The organism is Mesotoga sp. UBA6090, from assembly GCF_002435945.1.
Taxonomy (GTDB): domain Bacteria; phylum Thermotogota; class Thermotogae; order Petrotogales; family Kosmotogaceae; genus Mesotoga.
The window spans coordinates 20,856-41,513 of sequence record NZ_DIXC01000039.1 but is presented as its reverse complement, the minus strand read 5'-3'; the positions used below and the strand labels follow the sequence as shown (position 1 = coordinate 41,513).

25 protein-coding genes are annotated in these 20,658 nt (G+C 45.1%); all 25 read left to right on the top strand.

Going from position 1 to position 20,658, the window contains the following annotated elements; translation table 11 throughout:
- The first annotated feature begins 49 nt into the window (after window positions 1-49).
- The 25 genes from B3K42_RS05575 (at window position 50) to B3K42_RS05455 (ending at window position 20,544) form a co-directional block, all read left to right on the top strand.
- Window positions 50-388 carry an HNH endonuclease gene (locus tag B3K42_RS05575; RefSeq protein ID WP_292597368.1) on the top strand — a complete coding sequence of 113 codons (339 nt, stop codon included), beginning with the start codon at window positions 50-52 and terminating at the stop codon, window positions 386-388.
- Window positions 354-1,574: a site-specific DNA-methyltransferase gene (locus B3K42_RS05570; RefSeq protein WP_292597366.1), complete on the top strand. Its 1,221-nt coding sequence runs from the start codon at window positions 354-356 to the stop codon at window positions 1,572-1,574. The genes B3K42_RS05575 and B3K42_RS05570 overlap by 35 nt, the downstream gene beginning before the upstream one ends.
- Before the next feature lie 4 nt (window positions 1,575-1,578).
- Window positions 1,579-1,977 (top strand): helix-turn-helix domain-containing protein, encoded by a 399-nt coding sequence (locus tag B3K42_RS05565; protein WP_292597363.1) that lies wholly within the window; start codon window positions 1,579-1,581, stop codon window positions 1,975-1,977.
- Window positions 1,931-3,208, top strand: a complete 1,278-nt coding sequence (locus B3K42_RS05560) for a terminase large subunit domain-containing protein (protein ID WP_110990483.1) — start codon at window positions 1,931-1,933, stop codon at window positions 3,206-3,208. The genes B3K42_RS05565 and B3K42_RS05560 overlap by 47 nt, the downstream gene beginning before the upstream one ends.
- Window positions 3,209-3,217: 9 nt before the next feature.
- A complete protein-coding gene (locus B3K42_RS05555; protein ID WP_110990482.1) occupies window positions 3,218-4,447 on the top strand; it encodes a phage portal protein in 1,230 nt (409 codons plus the stop codon).
- Complete coding sequence (locus B3K42_RS05550; RefSeq protein ID WP_110990481.1) at window positions 4,444-5,331, top strand: hypothetical protein; 888 nt, start codon at window positions 4,444-4,446, stop codon at window positions 5,329-5,331. The genes B3K42_RS05555 and B3K42_RS05550 overlap by 4 nt, the downstream gene beginning before the upstream one ends.
- Complete coding sequence (locus tag B3K42_RS05545) at window positions 5,331-6,428, top strand: phage major capsid protein (protein WP_110990480.1); 1,098 nt, start codon at window positions 5,331-5,333, stop codon at window positions 6,426-6,428. Before B3K42_RS05550 ends, B3K42_RS05545 begins: the two co-directional genes overlap by 1 nt.
- A 42-nt stretch (window positions 6,429-6,470) precedes the next feature.
- A complete protein-coding gene (locus tag B3K42_RS05540; RefSeq protein WP_110990479.1) occupies window positions 6,471-6,893 on the top strand; it encodes a hypothetical protein in 423 nt (140 codons plus the stop codon).
- A gap of 11 nt (window positions 6,894-6,904) precedes the next feature.
- Window positions 6,905-7,129 carry a hypothetical protein gene (locus tag B3K42_RS05535; RefSeq protein ID WP_181419074.1) on the top strand — a complete coding sequence of 75 codons (225 nt, stop codon included), beginning with the start codon at window positions 6,905-6,907 and terminating at the stop codon, window positions 7,127-7,129.
- A complete protein-coding gene (locus B3K42_RS05530; RefSeq protein WP_292597358.1) occupies window positions 7,050-7,532 on the top strand; it encodes a phage head-tail connector protein in 483 nt (160 codons plus the stop codon). The genes B3K42_RS05535 and B3K42_RS05530 overlap by 80 nt, the downstream gene beginning before the upstream one ends.
- Window positions 7,529-7,846 carry a hypothetical protein gene (locus tag B3K42_RS05525; protein WP_110990477.1) on the top strand — a complete coding sequence of 106 codons (318 nt, stop codon included), beginning with the start codon at window positions 7,529-7,531 and terminating at the stop codon, window positions 7,844-7,846. Before B3K42_RS05530 ends, B3K42_RS05525 begins: the two co-directional genes overlap by 4 nt.
- Window positions 7,843-8,367 carry a hypothetical protein gene (locus B3K42_RS05520; RefSeq protein WP_110990476.1) on the top strand — a complete coding sequence of 175 codons (525 nt, stop codon included), beginning with the start codon at window positions 7,843-7,845 and terminating at the stop codon, window positions 8,365-8,367. The genes B3K42_RS05525 and B3K42_RS05520 overlap by 4 nt, the downstream gene beginning before the upstream one ends.
- Before the next feature lie 4 nt (window positions 8,368-8,371).
- The gene (locus B3K42_RS05515) at window positions 8,372-8,854 is read left to right on the top strand and encodes a hypothetical protein (RefSeq protein ID WP_110990475.1); all 483 of its coding nucleotides are present in this window, start codon (window positions 8,372-8,374) and stop codon (window positions 8,852-8,854) included.
- A gap of 12 nt (window positions 8,855-8,866) precedes the next feature.
- Window positions 8,867-10,246, top strand: a complete 1,380-nt coding sequence (locus B3K42_RS05510) for a phage tail sheath C-terminal domain-containing protein (protein ID WP_110990474.1) — start codon at window positions 8,867-8,869, stop codon at window positions 10,244-10,246.
- 14 nt (window positions 10,247-10,260) lie between these two features.
- Window positions 10,261-10,731, top strand: a complete 471-nt coding sequence (locus B3K42_RS05505) for a hypothetical protein (RefSeq protein ID WP_110990473.1) — start codon at window positions 10,261-10,263, stop codon at window positions 10,729-10,731.
- An 81-nt stretch (window positions 10,732-10,812) separates the two neighbouring features.
- A complete protein-coding gene (locus tag B3K42_RS05500; protein WP_110990472.1) occupies window positions 10,813-11,109 on the top strand; it encodes a hypothetical protein in 297 nt (98 codons plus the stop codon).
- A 154-nt stretch (window positions 11,110-11,263) separates the two neighbouring features.
- Window positions 11,264-15,400: a phage tail tape measure protein gene (locus B3K42_RS05495; protein WP_110990471.1), complete on the top strand. Its 4,137-nt coding sequence runs from the start codon at window positions 11,264-11,266 to the stop codon at window positions 15,398-15,400.
- 4 nt (window positions 15,401-15,404) lie between these two features.
- Window positions 15,405-15,773 carry a hypothetical protein gene (locus tag B3K42_RS05490; protein ID WP_110990470.1) on the top strand — a complete coding sequence of 123 codons (369 nt, stop codon included), beginning with the start codon at window positions 15,405-15,407 and terminating at the stop codon, window positions 15,771-15,773.
- Window positions 15,770-16,756, top strand: a complete 987-nt coding sequence (locus B3K42_RS05485) for a hypothetical protein (protein WP_110990469.1) — start codon at window positions 15,770-15,772, stop codon at window positions 16,754-16,756. Before B3K42_RS05490 ends, B3K42_RS05485 begins: the two co-directional genes overlap by 4 nt.
- On the top strand, window positions 16,744-17,031 hold the full coding sequence (locus B3K42_RS05480; protein ID WP_181419073.1) for a hypothetical protein: 288 nt from the start codon (window positions 16,744-16,746) through the stop codon (window positions 17,029-17,031). Before B3K42_RS05485 ends, B3K42_RS05480 begins: the two co-directional genes overlap by 13 nt.
- 1 nt (window position 17,032) lies before the next feature.
- Window positions 17,033-17,263, top strand: coding sequence for a hypothetical protein (locus B3K42_RS05475; RefSeq protein ID WP_110990467.1), 231 nt, complete (start codon window positions 17,033-17,035; stop codon window positions 17,261-17,263).
- Window positions 17,260-18,333: a baseplate J/gp47 family protein gene (locus B3K42_RS05470; RefSeq protein WP_110990466.1), complete on the top strand. Its 1,074-nt coding sequence runs from the start codon at window positions 17,260-17,262 to the stop codon at window positions 18,331-18,333. The genes B3K42_RS05475 and B3K42_RS05470 overlap by 4 nt, the downstream gene beginning before the upstream one ends.
- A complete protein-coding gene (locus B3K42_RS05465; RefSeq protein WP_110990465.1) occupies window positions 18,330-18,875 on the top strand; it encodes a hypothetical protein in 546 nt (181 codons plus the stop codon). The genes B3K42_RS05470 and B3K42_RS05465 overlap by 4 nt, the downstream gene beginning before the upstream one ends.
- Before the next feature lie 4 nt (window positions 18,876-18,879).
- Entirely contained in the window at window positions 18,880-19,302 is a 423-nt protein-coding gene (locus tag B3K42_RS05460) for a hypothetical protein (RefSeq protein ID WP_110990464.1), read from the top strand.
- Between the two features lie 9 nt (window positions 19,303-19,311).
- Window positions 19,312-20,544 carry a hypothetical protein gene (locus tag B3K42_RS05455; RefSeq protein ID WP_110990463.1) on the top strand — a complete coding sequence of 411 codons (1,233 nt, stop codon included), beginning with the start codon at window positions 19,312-19,314 and terminating at the stop codon, window positions 20,542-20,544.
- Window positions 20,545-20,658: the final 114 nt, after the last annotated feature.

Below are 20,658 nucleotides of genomic sequence, written 5' to 3'. Positions count from 1 at the left end.
TATGGAGCGTCGGTAGCTTAGGCTGACGCTCCACTTTTTTGGAGATCGAATGAAAAAGTCTGGATTGAAACCCATAAAGAACAGAGAGGAAATCATAAAGCGCGACAGCAGCAGGTGCAGAAGATGCGGAAGAAGGACGGATAGTGGCCACGTTCATCATCTCTATGGAAGGGTACGAGTGCCAGCATGGCTGAAAATTCCTGATGATGACCCAAACCACGAAGCTAATCTCGTTTATCTCTGCCCCGAGTGTCATTGGAAGGTACACAACGCACCGCCAGACGATGAATCTCAGACGGAGATAAAGGAATGGAAAGAATCAATGGCCGTTATGAATCTCAGGAGGACTAAACGTGAAAATCGTACAGCGGAAACTTTCGGACGTTAAGCTCGCTCCGTATAACCCTCGCAAAATAAGCCCCGAAGAAAAAGAAAAACTCAAGAGAAGCCTTTCGGAGTTCGGATACGTTGACCCGATCATATACAACAAGAGAAATATGTTTGTCGTCGGTGGCAATCAGAGGCTCACCGCCCTCCGAGAGCTTGCGAAGGAAGATCCCGAAAAATGGAACATAAAGTACGACATGGTAGAGGAAGACCTTGACGACGACAGAGAGAAAGCACTCAATGTAGCGCTGAACAAAATCGGCGGTGAGTGGGATTTTGCAAAGCTCAAAGAGCTTCTTGTGGAATTAGATACAGGAGCGTTCGATATAGAGATTACAGGGTTCTCGTTCGATGAGATAAAGAGTTTTGTTGACTATACCACTGACGCGTCAGATGACGGCTTCGATGTTGACGAGGCAGAGAAGCAGATAGACGAGCCGAAGACTGTAAGGGGAGACGTTTACATTCTCGGCAATCATACGCTCATGTGCGGAGACGGAACAAGCAAGGAAGATGTGAGAACGCTGCTGAACGGAAGAAAGGCAAGCATGATTTTCACTGACCCTCCTTACAATGTTGGGTACGTTAACCCGAACAACAAGAAATACACTTCGCATCAGTCAGGAAAACACAAAGCAATCATAAACGACGAGATGACTCAAGAAGAGTGGCGAAAATTCAACTTGACATTAGCTGAAATCATGATTGAGTTCTGCGATGGAGACTTGTACGTGTGGGGTGCGCCCGGCCCTGATGGTATGAGGCAAAGACTTGCCTTCATAGATGCTGGCCTCCATTGGTCTGCAACTATCGTGTGGAAGAAGCACGCCTTCGTAATGTCAAGAGGAAACTATCAGAGAATGTACGAGCCTTGTTTCTATGGCTGGAAGAAAAAATCCAGCTTTGTTGCTGGAAGGAACAAGACAGAGGTTTGGGAAGTAGATAGACCTATGAGATCGGAGCTTCACCCTACCATGAAGCCGATAGAGCTGTGCGCGATAGGTATAGCTAACAGTTCAAATTCGGGAGACAGCGTGCTTGACCTTTTCGGAGGTTCTGGCTCTACGCTAATGGCGTGCGAACAGCTCAAGAGAGACTGCATGATGATGGAGATAAGCGAAACATACTGCGACGTGATTATCAGGCGATGGGAGGAGTTCACAGGGAAAACCGCAGTTAAGAGGTGATTTTATGGGACGCAAGATAAAGAGAACGTACAAGCTCAAAGAGCAGACAGTAACTGAAGCCGAGAACATGGCGAGGGCTGGTATGACGAGAGAGCATACGGCAAGGGCGTTGGGCCTCTCTCCTTCGACCTACTATCGATGGCTTGAGCTAGGAGAAAACTCGCCAGAAGGAACATTAGAGAGGCGCTTGTACGACAGCATAATAAAAGCCGAGGGAGAGGCAATAGCGAGGAACATCGCTATCATTCAGAGGGCGGCACAAGACGGTGTGTGGCAAGCGGCAGCGTGGTTCTTAGAAAGACGTTACCCGAACGATTACGCCAGAAAAGAACGACTCGATATACAGGAGAGAAAGAATGTCAAATACGTCGCAGAGTTCGCGGGCAAAGCCCCAAAGGAATAAAGGTGGAAGGCCAAAGGGAGCTGTCAACAAGAAGCTAGAGAAAGAGCTTATAAAGCTATACGAGCCTCACCCTGCTCAATGGAAGATACACAAGTCAAAAAAGAGATTCAGGATAGTAGCTTGTGGAAGAAGGTTCGGAAAGTCTCTGATGGCCGCGAATGAGACTACGAAGTACGCTTACGAGAATCCTAGAGAGACGACGTGGTGGGTCGCGCCAGTATATTCTCAAGCGGCTATCGGATTCAAGATGATAAAGAACAGCTTTCCTGATCTCATCAAGAACGCTAACAGCGCGAGCCTCAAGATCATTCTTCACAACAACGCAACGATAGAGTTTCGTTCTGCCGAGCGACCAGACAACTTGCGAGGAGAAGGCTTAGGTTGGGTAACGATAGACGAAGCTGCCTTCATGTCAGAAGAGGCATGGTACGAAGCACTTCGGCCAGCTCTTTCGGATAGAAAAGGAAAGTTACTTGCGATAGGAACTCCGAAGGGCAAGAACTGGTTTTATCACTTGTGGATAAACGGTCAGGACAGAGAGCAGGAAGACTTTGAATCGTGGCAAATGTCAACTTACCAGAATCCTTACATAGACCCTGCCGAAATCGACGCTTTGAAAAGGACGCTACCAGAAAGAGTATTCCGTCAGGAGATACTGGCAGAGTTCCTAGATGATACTGGCGGTGTTTTCAGATACGTTGACGAAAACATAAGACCGTATTCGCTTCCAACGACAACGGAAGGGCTTGTAACTCTTGGCGTTGACCTTGCTAAGTACGAAGACTTTACCGTGCTTGTCGGGATAGATGGTTCTGGAAAGGTTGTGTATTTCGACAGGTTCAATCAGATTGATTGGGCTTTACAGAAAAGAAGAATCATAGAGGCTGCCCGAAGCATGGCCGCGAAGGTGATTATTGACTCGACTGGTATAGGAGACCCTATATTCGAAGACCTGTCTAGGGAGATATGGGTAGAGGGCGTGAAGTTCACTTCGTCATCGAAGACTAACATCATAAACAACTTGGCGATGCGAATAGAACAACACGATATTACCTACCCAAACATTCCTGAATTGATATATGAGTTAAAGCTCTATCAGTACGACTTGACTCCGACAGGGAAGCTGAAGATGAACGCGCCAGCAGGAAAGCATGACGACTGCGTTATAGCTTTGGCTTTGGCAGCATGGGGAAACTCCTCGGAAGGCGAGCCTTCGGTGCGTCTCTTGTAGGAGCTGAGCATGAACATATTACAGAAGATGTTTACAGGATTGCGAAAGAGCTTCTCAATGCAAGGCTGGCTTCCTCTGTACGAATCAATTTCATCAGATGAGGAATTTGCAAGAAGGCCGTTGAGAGCTAATGAAAAAGTCTCTTGGGTATATGCTTGCGTGAAATTCATATCCGCAAGCATTTTGTCTGCGAATCTGAGGCTATACAAGACAAAAGAAGATGGCTCTTGGGACGAGATTACGAGCGATCCAGTTCTCGATTTCATAAACAGTCCCAATCCTTATATGTCAAGAACAGAGCTGTTCTTCCTCATAGGACAATTCCTTGAGCTGACAGGTGAAGCAACGCTGTTGAGGATAAATGACTTGTTCGGAAGAACGGTTGGACTCTACCCTCTTAACCCACTCAGCTTGGAATTGAAACTCGAAGGAGGTTGGCCTAGCAAATGGATATACAGGTCTTACAAGGCTGGCCAATCATTTGAAACCGAATACAAGTACTCAGATATTCTGCAAATCAAATACCCGAATCCTAGCAACGTGTTCAGAGGTCTTTCTCCAATATCTGCTATTGCCGACGCAACTGACACAGCGTACTACGTTGAGAAATGGCAGAAGAACTTCTTCAAGAACTCAGCCGTTCCGTCCGCTGTAATACAAGCCGAGAGAACGTTGTCAGATGCGCAGTTCAAAAGGTTGAAAGCTGAGATAGACGAGAAATATCGCGGTGTCTCCAATGCGCATAAGGTAATGCTGTTTGAGAACAAGTTGGAGTTCAAGCCTATAACAATGCCTATGAAGGATATGCAGCTTCTTGAGCTTAAACAGTACAACAGGCAGGAGATAGCGGCGATATACGGTCTCCCTCTGGCGAAGCTCGGTATCGTCGAGGACGTTAACAGAGCGAGTGCGGAGCAATTAGATTATACATACGCGAAGGACACGCTTACTCCGAAGCTCGTGATGATAGCGGAGACGCTTACGAAAGCGCTTCTCAGAGACAACGGAATCAAAGACAAAGTATTTTTCTACGACAGCGTTATTCCAAAGAACATGATGCTTGAGACAACGAAGAATACTCAATATCTTGACCGTGGTGTTTTGACAATAAACGAAGTAAGAGACGAAATGGGATTGCAGCCAGTACCGTGGGGCAACGAGCCATTCAAGAAAGCTGAAGATGGAGAAAAACCGAAGGAAGCAAAAGAAGCTGAAGATGGAAAGAAGGTGATGCTTTGAAGATCGAAGAGATTGTAAAACAGCAGATCGATCATCTCTTCGGAGATATAAACGCTGAAGTAGTTTCAGAGGGCAAATCGTTCTCGATTCTCTCATACGGAACAGCAATAAAGTTTTCGGTTGAAGATGAAACGGCTCTCGAATCTAAAGACTTGAAAGACCTCATCGGAAAGGAAGTAACTATCGATCGTGTAATCAGCGACATGGAAACAGAGGTTGACAAGGCCAACGACGAAGAGCGGACGCTCAGAATGGTAGGCTCAACAGGCGAAATTGACAGAATGGGAGACATCATAGATGTTAAAGGCTGGAAGCTCACTAACTACAGGAAGAATCCAGTTATCCTGTTCGGACACGACACGTGGATACCTGCTGTTGCAAGAGCAAAGGAAGTAAAGAAGGAAGATGATAAGCTCACGTTCCTTATAGAGTTTCCTCCAGAAGGAGTCAACGATCTGTCCGACAAGCTCTTTAACCTTTACAAGTTGAAGATCATGCGAGCGTCTTCCGTTGGGTTCTTGCCTCTGAAATACGATTGGATTGAAGACGAGAATGGCCGTTACAGGGGGATACACTTCATTGAGCAAGAGCTTCTCGAACTTTCTCTTGTGAACGTTCCAGCTCACCCTGCGGCTCTTGCTATGAGTCTGTACGGAAAGGGAATCAATCCGCAGTTTGCCGCTATGAAGATAGGGATAGATGTAGAGAAAATGCAAGAGGCTCTCGAGCCGTTAAAGAACGCAATCGAAGAATACCGAAAGTGGACAGAAGAGAAAGCAGATGAAATAAACAAGGCACTTCAGTATATACAGAATTTCGAGTTGTCGCAAAAGCTAAAGTCCGCATTGGACGAGATTAAACGAAGCATTAAGGAGGTAAGGTAATGGAGATAACAGAAGCTCTCGAAAACATGAAAACAGACATTGTAAATCAGGTGAAAACCATTGCAACGGTTACGCCAGAAGTTATTAGAGCCGAGATAGACGCTTATCTCAAAGAGAAGGCTCTCGGCGCACCTGTTCCAGAAACGCCAGTTTCAAAGTCAACGGAGAAGGAACTTCGAGAACTCGTCAAAGCAATAGTTAACAGAGATCACGTGGTAGCTAAGGCGCTTACTGGTCAGGGCGACGCGACTGGTGGGTATCTTGTTCCTGATGATTTCGTGTGGAGAGTTGATGAACTCGCCTACAAATACGGACTGACAAGACAGTTTGCAAATCAGATGAAAATGGGTGGAAGGTCAGCAAAGATTCCTAAACTCACATCTGAACCTGCCGTGTCGTGGGTTACTGAAGGCGGCACAATAACCACAGGTCAGCCAACTTTCGGATTGACTCAGCTCAACATCAAGGACGCTGCAATAATCGTCCCGATAACAAACGATCTGCTTGAGGATTCGGAAATAGACATAACATCGATTCTCGGGAGAATCTTCGGAAGGGCGTTCGCAAGAGGGGAAGATTATCAGACATTCAACGGAGACGGCTCGGTCTTTACTGGCATAATGAACCACCCTGATGTTCCAGTAGTTACTATGGAAGACACTAAGACATCTTTCACTCAGATTACAGCAAATAATCTTCTTGACTTGAACGCTGCTGTACACGAAGCCGCAGAAGAGAACGCAAGATACTTCATGCACAGAACGGTGCTTAACATCGTGAAGAAGCTGACAAACGGAGCTACTGGCCCATATCTCTTCACTGGTAACACGATCTGGGAATATCCATACTCCAAGAGTTCATTGCTCCCTGCTGCTTCCGCAAGTGCGATAAGCACAAAGTTCATGTGCTACGGAGACCTCGGCTACGTTTACTTTGGAAAGAAGAAGGAGCTTACTCTTCAGATTGCAGATCAGGCAACCGTTGGTGGAGTCGCTCTCTTTGAAACGAACATGATGGCAATAAGAGCAATTGAAAGGGTAGCAATCACCATCGCCTTCCCAGAAGCATTTGCCGTCCTGAAGACCGCTGCTGCTTAATAATACGAGGGGCGAAAGCCCCTCTTTTCATGAGGTGATGAAATGAAGAGAACCAAACTGACACTTGTAATGATTCTCGTTGTTACTTTCGCTACGTTGTTCGGGTTCACAATACTCGATAATACGAAGGCGTTTGAGATTTACCCTTTGACAAGCATAACAGCCCTTGCTACTCCCACGACCGTCGACCTTCGCGGTTATGAGCGTATGCACGTTGTAGGCCAGTTAACGGCTTCAGCAACAACAACGACCGTAATCGTCAAGTATTACAAATCAGAGACAGCCGCTGGAACGAAGACATTGGCATATACAGGAACTGCTATTACCGATAACGTTGGCTGGTTTGAACTTGAGATTGCAAAGGATATTAACTATCCGTTTATAACCTTCACACTAACTCCATCTGCAACTTTAACGGTAGGTGTTGTTGGAATCTTGTATGGAAAAGACTCAGCCCCATTCTAAGGGGAGATCTTATGAAGACAGTAAAGGTAAAGAGACCCATCTTTGTGGGTTCGACAATAAGTGTTGGAGAGATTCTAAACATAGACGACGACATATACAAGGCATTTGGAGAGGAATATCTTGAGGTAGTCGAACCGACAGAAGGGAATGACAAAGATGGTAACGCTGACGGAACTGAAAAATCACCTAGCGATTCAAGACGACAAGCACGATCTAAGACTAAACGCGCTTCTTAGGGGAGCAATAGCGTTTGTAAAGTCTTACTGCGGTCGTCAATTCACATATGGAACTTACACGGAACAGGTAGAGTTTGTAAACGGAGTCGGGTTCATCAACGAATCTCCAATTGATGAAGTCGTCTCCGTTGTTGATTCTATGGATAACACTTACACGGTATGGTACACCACAAACCTCTGCATGATAAAGCTGGAAACAAAGACTAACGACATTCTCACAGTTGCATACAAAGGTGGATACAACACAATTCCAGAAGATTTGAAACTCGGAGTCATGCAGTATTGCGAGTATATGTGGAACAAGCCGATGGGTGTTCATGGGACTGGCGAAGCGGAGCTGAGAACGTACTATGAGGATTTTGATACATCTGTGATCGATCTTTATAAGGTTGTGAGAACATGAGCCTCGCATGGAGAGTAGCAAGAGAAGGCGAACTTGTAGATGTATTAAGAGACGTTGTAGAAGAAGACTCCATAAGGGGCGAAGTTAGAGTCGTCGGTCAGACAAGGAGACGCATAAAAGCCATAGTCAGACTCGCGTCGCTAGACACACTTTCAGTCATACAGGGACTTGTGCCGAACGACTCTATTGTTTTGTACACGGACGACGAGATTCTTGAGAACGACAGTGTTGTTTGGAGAGGAAGTACGTACTCGATTGTAAGAGTGCAGCCAAGCGAATCAATCTCCAAATGTTATGCGAAGGTGCTGAGATGAGCGTTAGCCTTTCTGGACACAGAATGCTCGCGTCTTGGAAGTCGAGGGCGCTTACAGCGGTTGAAACTTACGTTGACTCAATAATAGTGGGCAGACTAAATGAGGCAAAGTATGAGGCCATCGACACGCTGAAGCAGAACGACAACATTGTTACTCACGAATTAGCAAATGAAAGCTCGTTCGATATAGTCAAGACAAAAGGAGGCCACTTGACAACCTCTTGGTACTTGACTAACACAGCACCACACGCTCCGTATGTTGAGAGGGGAACGCGACCTCACTATCCTCCGTTGAGAGCGTTGATAGATTTTGTTGTCAGAAAACACGGTTTATCAGAAAGAGAAGCATGGCCAGTGGCGGTAGAAATTCAAAAGACAATAGGTACTAGAGGCACGAAGCCTTATCCATTCATGAGACCAGCTTTTGAAAAGATGAGAGTGAAGCTGAAGAAAGACCTAAGACGCTTCTCTAAGGATTCTGGTGTAGGAGGAAGGTCGTTCACAAGATACTACGGAGAGTGATCGTATGGAGAAGTTCATTGATAGCCTCATTAGACAAATCAAAGCATACTTTACAACTTACTCGGTATCCGCGAACGTAATAACCGACTACACAAAAGCGCAGCAGTCAATGCCTAGCATAGTGGTTACGAGGGTCTCTGGTCAGCCTGTCAAGTTTATTACCATAACTATTGAAAGCAAGACGGCGACTGCTGCGACGCTTCTTAGATCGACAGATGCTTACTCGATTCTCTTTCAACTGGACATATTCGCAAAATCATCGAGAGAAAGAGATTCTCTGTTCAGCAGTTTGCACTCGGCTATGAAGACGATAAGAGATGCAACTTTTCTCGATCCGATATTCTTCAGGCACATAACACACTTCGAAACTGAAAACGACGAGGACTACTATCGCTTTTCTCTTGATTGCAGGTTTTGGGGATTCAATATGTACGAGGAAGAATCAAAGCTAGTGTTAGACGCAGATTCAATCATAACGAAGACATAAGGAGGCACAACAATGTCGAGTATTATACCCGGAGTTACCGTATCAGTTAACACCTTTCCAGTCGCTCCGAATGTGTCTGGAAACGGAGGAACAGTAGGATTTGTCGGAGATTTCGTTTTCGGCCCGACAAACGAAGTCATTACAATAAATACATCAGGAGAGATAAATACAAAGCTCGGAGGTCTGACAAAAGCTGACGCAAGAGCGTTGTATGCGATTCTCCTTCAGAAACCGAAAGCGTTGAAAGTTGTAAGAGTGGTTGGCTCTGCTGCAGAGTATGCGTCCAAAGCGCTTGGTGCTGGAGCCGAGACAGCTCTCACGCTTACAGCAAAGTACAAAGGAGCATACGGCAACAACATCACCGTGGCGGTTGCAAACGGAGTCCTTACTTTGGTTTACGGTTCGACTACCGAGACATTTTCATTCACAACTCTTGATGGTCTTGTCGAGCTCATAAACGCAACAAGCACTCTCGTTACTGCTGTCAAAGATGGGTCTGTCGTTCCTGATGACATTACGCCGACGGCTTTCACTCTTGGATCGGACGGTACTGTAAATGATGCTTCCTACATCGGTGGGTTCGACTCTAGTTCGGACACAAGGACAGGGCTGTCTCTCTTTGAGACTGACGCAGACATTGACATAGTAACAATTGGTGGAACTCCATCATCAGCGAAGAACACCGCTCTGATGGAACATTGTTCCAGTCTCAACAGGATAGCCGCTGTTCCGATAATTGCTTCAACACTTGCAGCGGCAATAACAGAAGTGTCAAGTTATGTTAGCGCAGACGGTCAGAACACAACAATGTATCCTAATCCAAAGTTCGAGATCAATGGGACATACTACACGATAAACGGCGGTATGGTTTACGCTGGTATCGCTGGAAGGATGGACCCACACAGATCTACGGCAAACCAGTTTGTCTTTGGCTGTGTAGGCACAGACAGAGGGCTAACGGCTGCTGAGATGGAACAGCTTATCGTGGCTTACGTCAATCCGCTTACGCTAAAGGGTACTGGATATGCTGTAAGGCACGGACTTATGCTCAGCTCAACTCCGGATTGGAGACAGATTGGAGTCAGAAGAGTATTCAACATCATAGCAAGAGACCTTGACGGGATTCTTGATACCTACGTAGGAGAGCCTAATGGGGCAGACCTCTGGAAGAAAGTAACAACCGCCTGCGACGGATACTTGAATGGGTTGAAGAGAGCAGATTGGATAGAGGAATTTTCAAACGTTTGCGACGCGAGCATTAACACGGCAGAAGTGGTAAGCACTGGCAGACTCCTTGCTCAGTCTTACGTTAAGCCGAGATACATTGCTCACTACATCGAGGTCGAGCTTAACAAAGTAATCTCAATAACAGTTGAAGAACGGACTGCGTAGTAAGGAGGTAGAAGATGGGCACTCAAGTATTTTTGGGCGAGAATGTGCAGGTAACCATTAGTTCTAGCGGCCTCGAATTACTTTCAGACGGTGATATTGAAGTCAACGTCGAAAAGAACGAAGTCGAGAAGAGAGTTAGGGGCAAAGCGGTTGTACAGCACGTTCTCTCAAAAGTGGTAAACGTAACTGGCAGTATTGACGGATTGTCAAGGAATGGGACACTTTGGGACGACGTTATTAGTTGGTTTGCCTCTGGCGGAGCTAAGCTCACAAAGATAGATGACTCTACGCTAATAACTGCTGTTCAAGAACAGCCCGCCTTGAGCATAACTTTCGATGAGCCTAGTGGTGGCGGGTCGTGGAAGTTGACAGACGTAAAAGTGAAGACACTGAAACTATCATATCCGCAGGAAGATGTTATAGTAGTTTCAATGGATATTGCGGCAAACGGAATGGAGAAAGTAGGCCCAGTTCCAAAAGCATAAGCAGTTCCAGAATCATAAATAGTTATAGATAAACATTGAGACGGCAGGGAAACCTGCCGTCGTTTTCTTATGGAGGTATTTATGAAGGAAAAAGCACCAGATCAGGCTCTTATCGAAGTCATGTTAAGCGACGGTACAGTAATCAAAGCAAGAAAGCTAAAGATGCGCGATCTCTTGAACGCAACGGCAAAGGACGCAACGCTCAAGAGTATGCAACTTGTTGCAATGGCGATAGTCGAGGTTGATGGTGAACAGAGAAAGCTATCCGCACTTGAAGACATTGCCAATTGGGACTTGGACGACTTCACAAAAGTATCTGAAGCTGTTACCTCTTTCTCGGGTGTAAACGTTGACGAAGCAGCGGTAAAAAACTCGTAAGGAAAAATGCGGTGTATTTGCAGATCGCTATGATCTGTCGATACCTGCATTTTTCTTATACAGAGGTAATCGAGATGAGTCCAACAGAACTTGCTATCTATACCGAAGCTGCAAAGAGAATTGTTGAAATGGAAAATAAAAAGTAGGTGAGTTTATGCCAACGCTAGGCGACGCTCTGAAGCTATCAATAGTGATAACAACAGTTGACAGGTTCAGTAGAACCTTCGACGCGATAAACAGACGAATAGAGTCAATGGCCTTTCAGCTCAATAACAAGGCTGGAAGAGCGATAGCTAGGTTTGAACGAGAAGCGGCTAAGTCAGGCAAAACGTTCAGCGCGTCTTTCAGACAAATGCACGATGACATAAACAGATTGCTGGTTAACGCAAGCAAGCTGGATATGATAGGCACGACGATGACTCGTATAGGGATTGCATCGGGTGTCGCCACTGCTGGCATAGTAAACCTTTCAGCAAGTTTAGAAGACAAGATGGCGAGGGTAAGAGCGATCTCCTACAATCCGTTTGGAGACGAAGCATACAAAATTCAATACGAAGCGGACATGGCCGAGCTAGACGCATATGTTAAGAACTTAGGATTGACAACACCTATAAAAACGGAAGAGCTGGCTGATCTTGCTATTGTCGTTGCTCAGTTGGGTTTGACTGGAAACGACATGGAGACCTTCATGGACACGGTAGCAAAGATTGCATCTATCGACCAGAACCTTTCTCCTGAAAGATGGGCCGAATACCTCGCTAAATTCAGACAGACATTTGCGCTGACGACAGCAGACATGGACGACTTCGCATCTATGTTAACTTACTTGGCTACAAGCACACCAGCTCATGCTGGCGAGATTGCTGAAGCAATGTTCAGGACAGGTAAAATCGCAGAAGGACTTTCGCCTCAAGATATTGCTGCTGTCAACACGGCTCTTATACAGGTGGGTATGACTGCTGAGAGAGCAGGTACTGCTACGAGAAGGCTCTTCATTGACCTTGCCGATGTAAACAAGATGAGAAAGATTATCGCCTTCCTAGACTACGATTATGACTTCGCTGCGTTTGACGCATTGAAAGAGTCAGCTCCTGATGCTGGAGCAATTACTAAGGGCCTTTATTCGCTCGGTACGGCAGTACCAGAAGACAAACTCAGAGAATACCAGACAATGTTCATTCAAGACCCTGTGCTGCTTCTCGCTGAAGTGCTAGGACAGTTTGCGAAGAAGTCAGAAGAACAGATGGCAAAGCTCGGCGGCGAAGTTAACTTCTCGAAGTATTTCGAAGAAGGAGAGCTAGACGAGCTAGGCACACTCTTCGAAAGCTTTCAAGACATTATTTCTGCTGGTGACATAGGCGCGCCAATAGAGAGCGTTTTGAGAGACATATTCAACATAAGAGGTACTGAAGCAGTTCAGAAGTTGAAGACTCAGGTAGATGCTCTTAAGAAAGTTAGGGGGCTTGCTTATGAAGCGTGGCCAACGGAGAAGACAAGAGCAGAGACTATCAGCAGGGCGATAAGCATATCAATAGATCACTCGAAGATTTCAGAAGATGAGCTTACGGAGCTTGCAGATAATGTTGACACGATTCTAAACAACGCCCTTCAAAGCGGAATGCTCAAGACCAAAGAAGGATTCACGGATTTAATGCAGGAGATATTTGAAGTTGCAAGCATACCTGCAATAGACTCTACGGCACTAAAACAATCATTGCTAGATATTGCCGAGAGATACGACATAAGCCTTCTGCAGGAGAAGTACAACATAAGAACCGAGTCAATGGCTGCTCAGATGATTATGGCTAGGAACGCGATCGTCGCTGCACTCTATCAGATAGGTATTGCGCTCAAGCCTCTAGTAGTTGATCTTGCTGCGTTTATTTCAAAGATTGCTACATGGTTCTCCAAACTGACTCCTATGATGCAAGGATTCATAGCAAGGTGTTTGATATTTACAACAGTATTAGGAGTTATCGGAGGTCAGGCGATCAAGATCATAGCTCTCGTTATGAGAATTAAAGCTCTCATAATGGCAAAAGAGCTGGCAACAAGGCTCAAGCTGATAGGAGCGAAAGACGGACTCCTGTTCAAAATACAGTACGCGTTTGAAGTAATAAAAGATAAAGCAAGTGGAGCGTTCAAATGGGCTAAGACATTCGGGAATGACGTTGCGACTGGCGCGAAAGTTGTCTGGCACAATATGCACAAGCTACCCTCAGCCGTTGGAAAGGGAATCAAAGGACTATTTAGCGGATTGAAGTTTCAAGCTCAGATGTATCTAAAGGGCATAGGAATGTTCTTTAGCAACATGACGCACCTCGTTATCGGAAAGATCAAGATGTATGTTATGGGAATAGGAATGTACCTATCCAAAGTCTCATCGCTCATCGGAAAGATATTTGCTCCGATCAAAGCTCTAGGAGTGGCCGCCTTCGCGTATATAAAGGCAGGAGTGTTGGGAATGTGGAATGGCGTTTCATACGTATTCGGCCTCATGATGGCGCACCCTGCCGTACTTATATTCGCAGCTATCTCAGCGGCAATAATTGGGATTATTGCCTTAGTTAAGAATTGGGGCAAGGTTACCGAGTGGATAGGAAGAATGTTCAACAATCTGAAGAACATATTCAGGGGAGTTGCCGACTTCTTCAAGATGCTATTCAAACCGATTGAAGATCATTTTGCTAGAATGAACGGCGAATTAGATAAGTTGCAAGCAAAAACAGATACAGTAAGAGGAACTATGGCTGTTCAGAGCGACCTATATAAGATATTTGAGGCCAACGTTAAAACGCCTGACCAGCTTCAGCAGATCATTGAGGCGCTTGGAGAAAGGTTTGTAATCGCTAGCGAGAAATGGATAGACCTTGCGCCGACAGAAAAAGCCCTAGCACAATCAAGAATAGTGGCGGTGCTCGCAGACCAAATACGAGACGGGAAAAAAATAGCTGATGATGCAATGGAGTATATAACTGAGCAAATGATGCTCTTTCTCCCTCAGTCTCCTGCTAAGAAAGGGCCGTTGACAAAGCTGGACGAAGCAGGAAGAAAGATCGTAGAGATTCTCAGCGTGAACATAGAGAAGGAAAAGAACAAGGCTAAAGACGCTATGGAAACGCTAGGGAACACGATCATGACTACACTTGATAATACCCTTAACTCGAGGACTGCGGACGTTCTATCTAGGTTCTTCAAGAGTCTAGGTATGGACGAGGCTATCACAGAAATAAACAAAGTGCTTGCTGCTGTATATAACCTGCAGAACTCTGAGTTAGGAAATTCCATAAATGAAGTTACTGGTGGATTATTAGGAAACATAACTAGCGGAATACAGGCGATTCTCGGAGGAAAGATAGGTGATCTTTCAGGAATCATAACAACATTTGGTGCAGCGATAGGGGCAGACCTTACAGGGCTTGCCGCCGCACTCGGGCCAATAGGAATTGCTATTGCAGGAATAACTGCGGCCTTTGCGCTGTTCGGAGATCAGCAGTGGTTTCAAGACTTGACTGGCCCGATCTTAAACAGTCTCGGTGAAATATGGGATATGTTTACCGCGATCTTCAAACCAGTTGGAGACATTCTTTCAAATATAGCGCCTGCAATAGGAGAAGCGATACCTAAACTCTTGAAAGCTCTTATCATGGCAAATCCGATTCTCGGTGGACTTTCTCGTACAGTGCAGACCGTTTCTAAATGGCTAGACAGAATACTAAAGGTTGCTAAGGAGATATTCGACCCTATTGCAAAGCAGTTCAGAAAGATAAGAGACGATTTCAAATTAGCATTTTCACCAATACGAGAGGCGTTTGCAGAGCTATGGGAGGCTTTCCAACCGCTCATCGATTTCGGACTAGACACTCTTGTTAGGGTAGTGCTGTTCCCACTAAAGATGATTGCTGTTGTTCTGTCGCCAGTAATAAAGTTCCTCGCGTTTATCGTTGAGAAATTAAGCAGTTTCTTCAAGGCGATTGCAGACTTAATAAAAGGGATAACAAGCACCATAGAGCAGGTTATAAATAAGTTTGTAAATGACAGGACTCCGTGGTGGCAAAAGATATTCCAGCCGAAAGAAGAGACCGAAGCAGCAAGCGCAAGCATCATGGAGAATGGCACGAACAACTTCGATTCCTTTAAGAACGTTGTTCAGCAGAACGCGCCAAACGTTGATTCCGCAGGGAAGACTATAAATCAGAACAACACATACAACATTCAATCAGATGACCCCGAGAGAATATGGCGGTTCATACAAAGGAAGATCGACCTAGAAGCACTCAAGAGCAGGTGATAGCATGATTACACTTTGTCCAGAGGGCAAAACTCCTATTAAGATAGAGACTGAATCACTCAAGCGCGGTGGAGGCAAGCCGCGCTTAGAGTGTTTTACATCGTTATCGAGAAAGAATTACTTCATTTACGATGGAAACGAGCCTAAGACATTTGGAATGAATATAAACACTACAGAAAAAAGCATTGCAGACACTCTTTATGAATGGTTTACCGAAGCGAGACTCTGTGTCCTGAGTATCGAAGACATTTCGGGCCAGCCTGAATTATACAGCGTAGTAATCGAAGAATACTCTTACGATGATGACGGAGAGTTTTTCAACTGTGCTTTGAGTCTCGTTGAATGCGAAGGAATTATCGAGGTAACGCAATGAGCTTGGATACAACGGCAAAGACGGTAGCAAGCGCAGAGAACATTCTTGCCTCGTCTTATGCGGTTCAGTCAATGGAGCAGAGAGACGCTATGGACAGGATAAGCAGTATCGAGGTTGATATAAGCAGGGACAAGAGTAATGATACCTGCATAGTAACTTGCGAGAAAACGTTTCAGCCTTACGAGCTTTTCATGCCAGCTTGTGTTGACTACCCTGTTTACAATCCAATCATACACTTTCAGGGTGTTTGCACGCGGATAGAGATTCAAGGAAACCTTGCTCAATATACAATAGCGTCTCCTTCCATTCTTCTTTCGAGGAACGAGTGCAAGGTTGCGTTTATTCAAAACACGAGGGTATCTGACGTACTAAAAGCTATTCTTCCTTCTGGATTCACATTTAGCACAAGCATTGCAGACAAAATGTTTAAGAGCGACACTTTCATAGGAAAAATGATTATGTCAGCTCTCGAAGAGATAGCGGAGCATTTCAAACTGAAATTGTACGTTAACGGCTGGAAAGTTTACATAGACGAAGAGTTTCCTGAAGAAGGTTCAATAACATACTCATTCACAGACGACGAAGTGAGAAATATAACCTATGAGTTATATGGCGGTTCGGAAGTTTACACTAAAGTTCTCGGAAGGGCGATAGTAGATAACTCCGAATTTGGCGGCAAGAAAGCAGAACTGATGACCGTTGAAGAAGATGTGTTCGAGTCTTCGGTAGAGCTTGTTGACGTTCTTACGGTAGAAGACAACGCATATGTAAATACTACAGACGGCCTAAGAAGCGCAGTACACAAGAGAGTATTGGAGATAAGGGAAGCGTCGCTTACTAAAGAGGTTGAGCTTGTGGGTCTTACAGACATAGGCCCTCTTGACAAAGCGTACATAGGTGGAACGTTGTATCAAGTTGTTGCTGTCAAGCACTACATAGCAGCAGGTGGCGAAAGAACGGTGATTACTGTATGCGAGGCATGAGGCTCTTAGTCAAGAACGATTCACAAATAACAATAGACATTGGGCTTATAGAAGGATATGACAGCACAGACAAAACATTTTCGATTCATCTCTTGAAAACATCGCGCAAAGCGGTGTGTTCTATACCAGCATACATGAATGGAACTATCACGATAGGTGGAAGCACAGTAGATAGATTCACGCAATCAGAGATAGAGGGATTCATAGGTGAATACGCAGTTGTTCTGAATCCAGCAACGTCTCCGATTATCCTATCAGTGTTTGAAGGAGATTGACATGGATATTAGTATCCCATTCAAAATGTTAGGGAACGACATAGCGACGGAGGACACAGTAGAGAACAGAGTAAGGTTTCTCGCAAAGAGAATCGGATTCAGAGATCATCTTCCTACATACTGTGGGCTGCTAAAGATGGAGCTTGTAAAGTATGGGATACCGAATTTCATAACCTACAGAGATGATGTGATCTCCGTTCGTATAGACGAAGTGACGGTGGTGTACGTATGACAATTCAAGAAATTTACGACAGAATGAAAGCGTCATTTCTTGCAAATTCTGGCCTTGCCTCAATCACTGAGCCGGGGGTACTCTCAACGATAATAGAAGCTCTCGCTATCGAGATCAAAAGTCTTTATGACACCATGACTACAATCATAGATCAGGGGTACTGTGGCACTGCGACAGGTTCTTACCTAGAAAAGATAGGCGCATTGATAGGTTGTACAAGAAAATCAGGCGTTAAGTCAACAGGGACAGTAAGGTTTGCGGCAGAGTACGCTCCTGCTTCCGACATTCCGATACCAGAAGGCACGGTGGTATCTACCGTAATCGATGGAAACGGAAACAGGTACAGGTTCTTGACTATTTCCGACTCTGCACTCCTTGCAGGTACAACGTACATAGACGTTGCGGTGGAAGCAGAAGAAGTTGGAGAAGCATACAACCTCGCCGCAAGCTCCCTGATAATCATAGAGACCCCGATAGCAGGAATAACTTCATGCACAAACCAGTCTGCCACGTCTGGTGGTACATCGGAAGAGACAGACGATCATTACAGGGCGAGAATACCTCTTTACCTGAGCGGATTAAAGAGGGCTACCTCTGACTCTTTGGAAAGCGCGGCAATGACCGTTGACGGAATTATGGACGCAGTATGCACGGACGGAGCTACTGCAGGAACGGCAACGCTCATAGTTGCGAGCGCCAGCGGAACAGTCCCTTCGGAAACAATAGACGAAGTGGAGGCCGTAATAGAGGATTACAAGGGAGCAGGGATACAGGTAACGGTCTCTGCAGCAACACACTTGACAGTCGATTGCACATTTGACTTATACCTAGAACCAGAAGCTGTTGAGGCAACGGTCAAAGCGGCAGCGGAGGCAGCGGTAGAAGAGTATCTTAACAAAATCGTGATTGGTGGAACGGCTTACTGGTCGCAAGTAGTAAAAGCGCTCCTAGACGTAGATGGCGTTGTGAATGTAAAAAACGTTTTCATAGATTCAGGCACAGCAGATATAGATGCCACATCTACTCAGAAGATTGTTGCGGGGACGGTAACAGGCACGGTGATTACATGATAAAAGAATACGTTCCAAACTTCATATTTGAAGAGTCGAGAGAAATAGAAGCACTCCTAAACGCCTTCATAACGGAGATGGAACTATTCCAAACATTCAGAGACTCCGAAATTCTGAGATGGTACATCGACACAGCTTCTGGCAGCGATCTCGATCGCATTGCCACTATTTGCGGAGAGATACGGCAGGGAAAAACTGACGAGGATCTTAAAACGGCTATCTTTTCTAGGATAAGCGGAATAGCAGGTGTTATGAGTGCCCTCGAAGCAATAGCGAAAGAGGTTACAAACAACGAGGCATACATAACTGAACCAGCAGCAGGGCAGATCAAGGTTTATACAAAGGCGAACGCAACGACAGGGAAGGCAGACATACTCAAAACAAGAATCAGAATGGCAAAGGTGGCAGGGGTAGAGGACTTGTACGAACAATTTACTGGTCTTATTGACACTTACTCAATGACGGAATCTTTGAGTATATCTGAGATAATGCCTCCTTTCGTTTGGGATACAGCGGAATGGGAATTTGCTGAATGGAGCTGATGCAATGAATGATAATTTTTCAATGAGCGGAGCGGCACGATTCGTGGTGTTAAGCCCGAGAGGGATAAGAAAGTATGAATACAAGAATCTCATAGTAGATGCTGGAAAGAACGTTGTGAGGGATCTCCTAAATACAGGTTCTGGTCTTTCGCTAAGCAGAATAGCATTAGGAACAGGGACAACAGCAGCAACGGCAGCAGATACAGGGCTTGAGGCTCAGACATTCATAAAGAACATTACAGAAAAAGTTGTGTCATCAAAGCAGGTTCTGTGCAAACTGTTTATACGGACAGGAGAAATATCTGGGACATTCAACGAGGCAGGCCTTTTTGCAGGCACAACACTATTCTCAAGGATAGTTCTAGGCACAGCAATAGTTAAGGCATCTGACGAGTCGCTTTACGTAGAATGGGAAATAAATTGTTGAGGTGAAATTATGGCGTACGAAGCGGTGGACATAGTTACAGGATCTGTAATAGAAGCAAGCTGGGGAGACAAGGTTGAGTCTCATCTTGAAAGATTAGGTGCTTACAGAGGAGTGGTGGCATCTGCAGCTAACCTTCCTGATGTATCTACCTTAGACGAAGGTGACTGGTTCATACTAAAAACAGAGCAAGAGATAAGAATGCGCATTAGTGGAGCATACGTAACGTTAAAGTTCCCGCCTACTTACGAAGTAGCCTCACAGGCTGAAGCTGAAGCTGGTACAAGCGACGTTAAGTACATGACTCCGCTAAAGACTTCACAAGCCATAGCAGCACTTGAATCAGTATCAAGCGTAAACGGGGAAACTGGAGCTGTAAGCCTTTCGGCTGCTGACGTAGGCGCTGCAGCTTCAAATGATGATGGGCTTACAACAATAGACGATACAGCTCCGTCAGCGCCAGTAGAAGGTAAACTCTGGTATGACAAGTCAGAGAATAAACTGAAGAGTTATGACGGAGCTAATTGGAATAAATTAGATGGCAGATTGACGGATATATCTGGCTATACGTTGGACGATTTATACAATTCTATTGCTGATCTTCCGATAGAACTGTGGCTCCCGCTTTTAAGTTCTACAAGTGGTGCAGCACACATCTTTAACTCATCTGCCAGACGCGCGGCTATTTATAACTCTCCGCTCTTAATATCGAGTGTGTTGTTTTGCGATGAAATAAAAGAAGTGTATAAATCAAACTCAACAGCAAGAGGGGAGGTGTTTAATAACTCGTCTAGGGTAAAACACTGGATAAACTATCCTTACTTATTTTGGCGGTCGTCAAACTCTGGACCAACTGGGTTTTTGCAACTGTGGTTAGATTCATTGACTAAGAATGGGGCTGTATCTGTAAGTAACGCAGATGCTTATTATGGATTTCTCATACCTGAGTCTACAAACACCACCTATAATTACTTTAGGATTTCAACTTGGGATTTGACAAACATCAATACTTTGACTTGCAGAGTTAAACTTATACGATCCGTTTCTAGTTCTTCTAACGCAGCAAGGATTACAGTAAACGGCACAACAGTTTTGTATGAAAGCAACACAGCTGATACTTACTACTACGGCACTACTGGAAAAGAAATCACCATAGATCTTTCTGGATACACTGATGTCCAATACTTGTCGTTTGAGGCGAGAGGGTATTTCAGTATGTTCGTGACAGAAATTGCTATCTCGTAAAGTATTGTTGTGCTTTACAGGCATTGATTCTACTGATTAACAGCTGTAAAAAGGCAATAAATGATTGTGAAGAACACTTCTGAGTAATTGCAGAAGAAACTTCTTGATGGAGGT

What these genes read in the sequence shown, in the direction of transcription:
- B3K42_RS05500 (WP_110990472.1), top strand. Translation starts at nt 10,813, where the DNA reads ATGAAGGAAAAAGCACCAGATCAGGCTCTTATCGAAGTCATGTTAAGC.
- B3K42_RS05525 (WP_110990477.1), top strand. Translation starts at nt 7,529, where the DNA reads ATGAGCCTCGCATGGAGAGTAGCAAGAGAAGGCGAACTTGTAGATGTA.
- B3K42_RS05565 (WP_292597363.1), top strand. Translation starts at nt 1,579, where the DNA reads ATGGGACGCAAGATAAAGAGAACGTACAAGCTCAAAGAGCAGACAGTA.
- B3K42_RS05520 (WP_110990476.1), top strand. Translation starts at nt 7,843, where the DNA reads ATGAGCGTTAGCCTTTCTGGACACAGAATGCTCGCGTCTTGGAAGTCG.
- B3K42_RS05555 (WP_110990482.1), top strand. Translation starts at nt 3,218, where the DNA reads ATGAACATATTACAGAAGATGTTTACAGGATTGCGAAAGAGCTTCTCA.
- B3K42_RS05510 (WP_110990474.1), top strand. Translation starts at nt 8,867, where the DNA reads ATGTCGAGTATTATACCCGGAGTTACCGTATCAGTTAACACCTTTCCA.
- B3K42_RS05535 (WP_181419074.1), top strand. Translation starts at nt 6,905, where the DNA reads ATGAAGACAGTAAAGGTAAAGAGACCCATCTTTGTGGGTTCGACAATA.
- B3K42_RS05470 (WP_110990466.1), top strand. Translation starts at nt 17,260, where the DNA reads ATGACAATTCAAGAAATTTACGACAGAATGAAAGCGTCATTTCTTGCA.
- B3K42_RS05515 (WP_110990475.1), top strand. Translation starts at nt 8,372, where the DNA reads ATGGAGAAGTTCATTGATAGCCTCATTAGACAAATCAAAGCATACTTT.
- B3K42_RS05465 (WP_110990465.1), top strand. Translation starts at nt 18,330, where the DNA reads ATGATAAAAGAATACGTTCCAAACTTCATATTTGAAGAGTCGAGAGAA.
- B3K42_RS05540 (WP_110990479.1), top strand. Translation starts at nt 6,471, where the DNA reads ATGAAGAGAACCAAACTGACACTTGTAATGATTCTCGTTGTTACTTTC.
- B3K42_RS05460 (WP_110990464.1), top strand. Translation starts at nt 18,880, where the DNA reads ATGAATGATAATTTTTCAATGAGCGGAGCGGCACGATTCGTGGTGTTA.
- B3K42_RS05495 (WP_110990471.1), top strand. Translation starts at nt 11,264, where the DNA reads ATGCCAACGCTAGGCGACGCTCTGAAGCTATCAATAGTGATAACAACA.
- B3K42_RS05485 (WP_110990469.1), top strand. Translation starts at nt 15,770, where the DNA reads ATGAGCTTGGATACAACGGCAAAGACGGTAGCAAGCGCAGAGAACATT.
- B3K42_RS05505 (WP_110990473.1), top strand. Translation starts at nt 10,261, where the DNA reads ATGGGCACTCAAGTATTTTTGGGCGAGAATGTGCAGGTAACCATTAGT.
- B3K42_RS05545 (WP_110990480.1), top strand. Translation starts at nt 5,331, where the DNA reads ATGGAGATAACAGAAGCTCTCGAAAACATGAAAACAGACATTGTAAAT.
- B3K42_RS05455 (WP_110990463.1), top strand. Translation starts at nt 19,312, where the DNA reads ATGGCGTACGAAGCGGTGGACATAGTTACAGGATCTGTAATAGAAGCA.
- B3K42_RS05575 (WP_292597368.1), top strand. Translation starts at nt 50, where the DNA reads ATGAAAAAGTCTGGATTGAAACCCATAAAGAACAGAGAGGAAATCATA.
- B3K42_RS05530 (WP_292597358.1), top strand. Translation starts at nt 7,050, where the DNA reads ATGGTAACGCTGACGGAACTGAAAAATCACCTAGCGATTCAAGACGAC.
- B3K42_RS05490 (WP_110990470.1), top strand. Translation starts at nt 15,405, where the DNA reads ATGATTACACTTTGTCCAGAGGGCAAAACTCCTATTAAGATAGAGACT.
- B3K42_RS05475 (WP_110990467.1), top strand. Translation starts at nt 17,033, where the DNA reads ATGGATATTAGTATCCCATTCAAAATGTTAGGGAACGACATAGCGACG.
- B3K42_RS05480 (WP_181419073.1), top strand. Translation starts at nt 16,744, where the DNA reads ATGCGAGGCATGAGGCTCTTAGTCAAGAACGATTCACAAATAACAATA.
- B3K42_RS05560 (WP_110990483.1), top strand. Translation starts at nt 1,931, where the DNA reads ATGTCAAATACGTCGCAGAGTTCGCGGGCAAAGCCCCAAAGGAATAAA.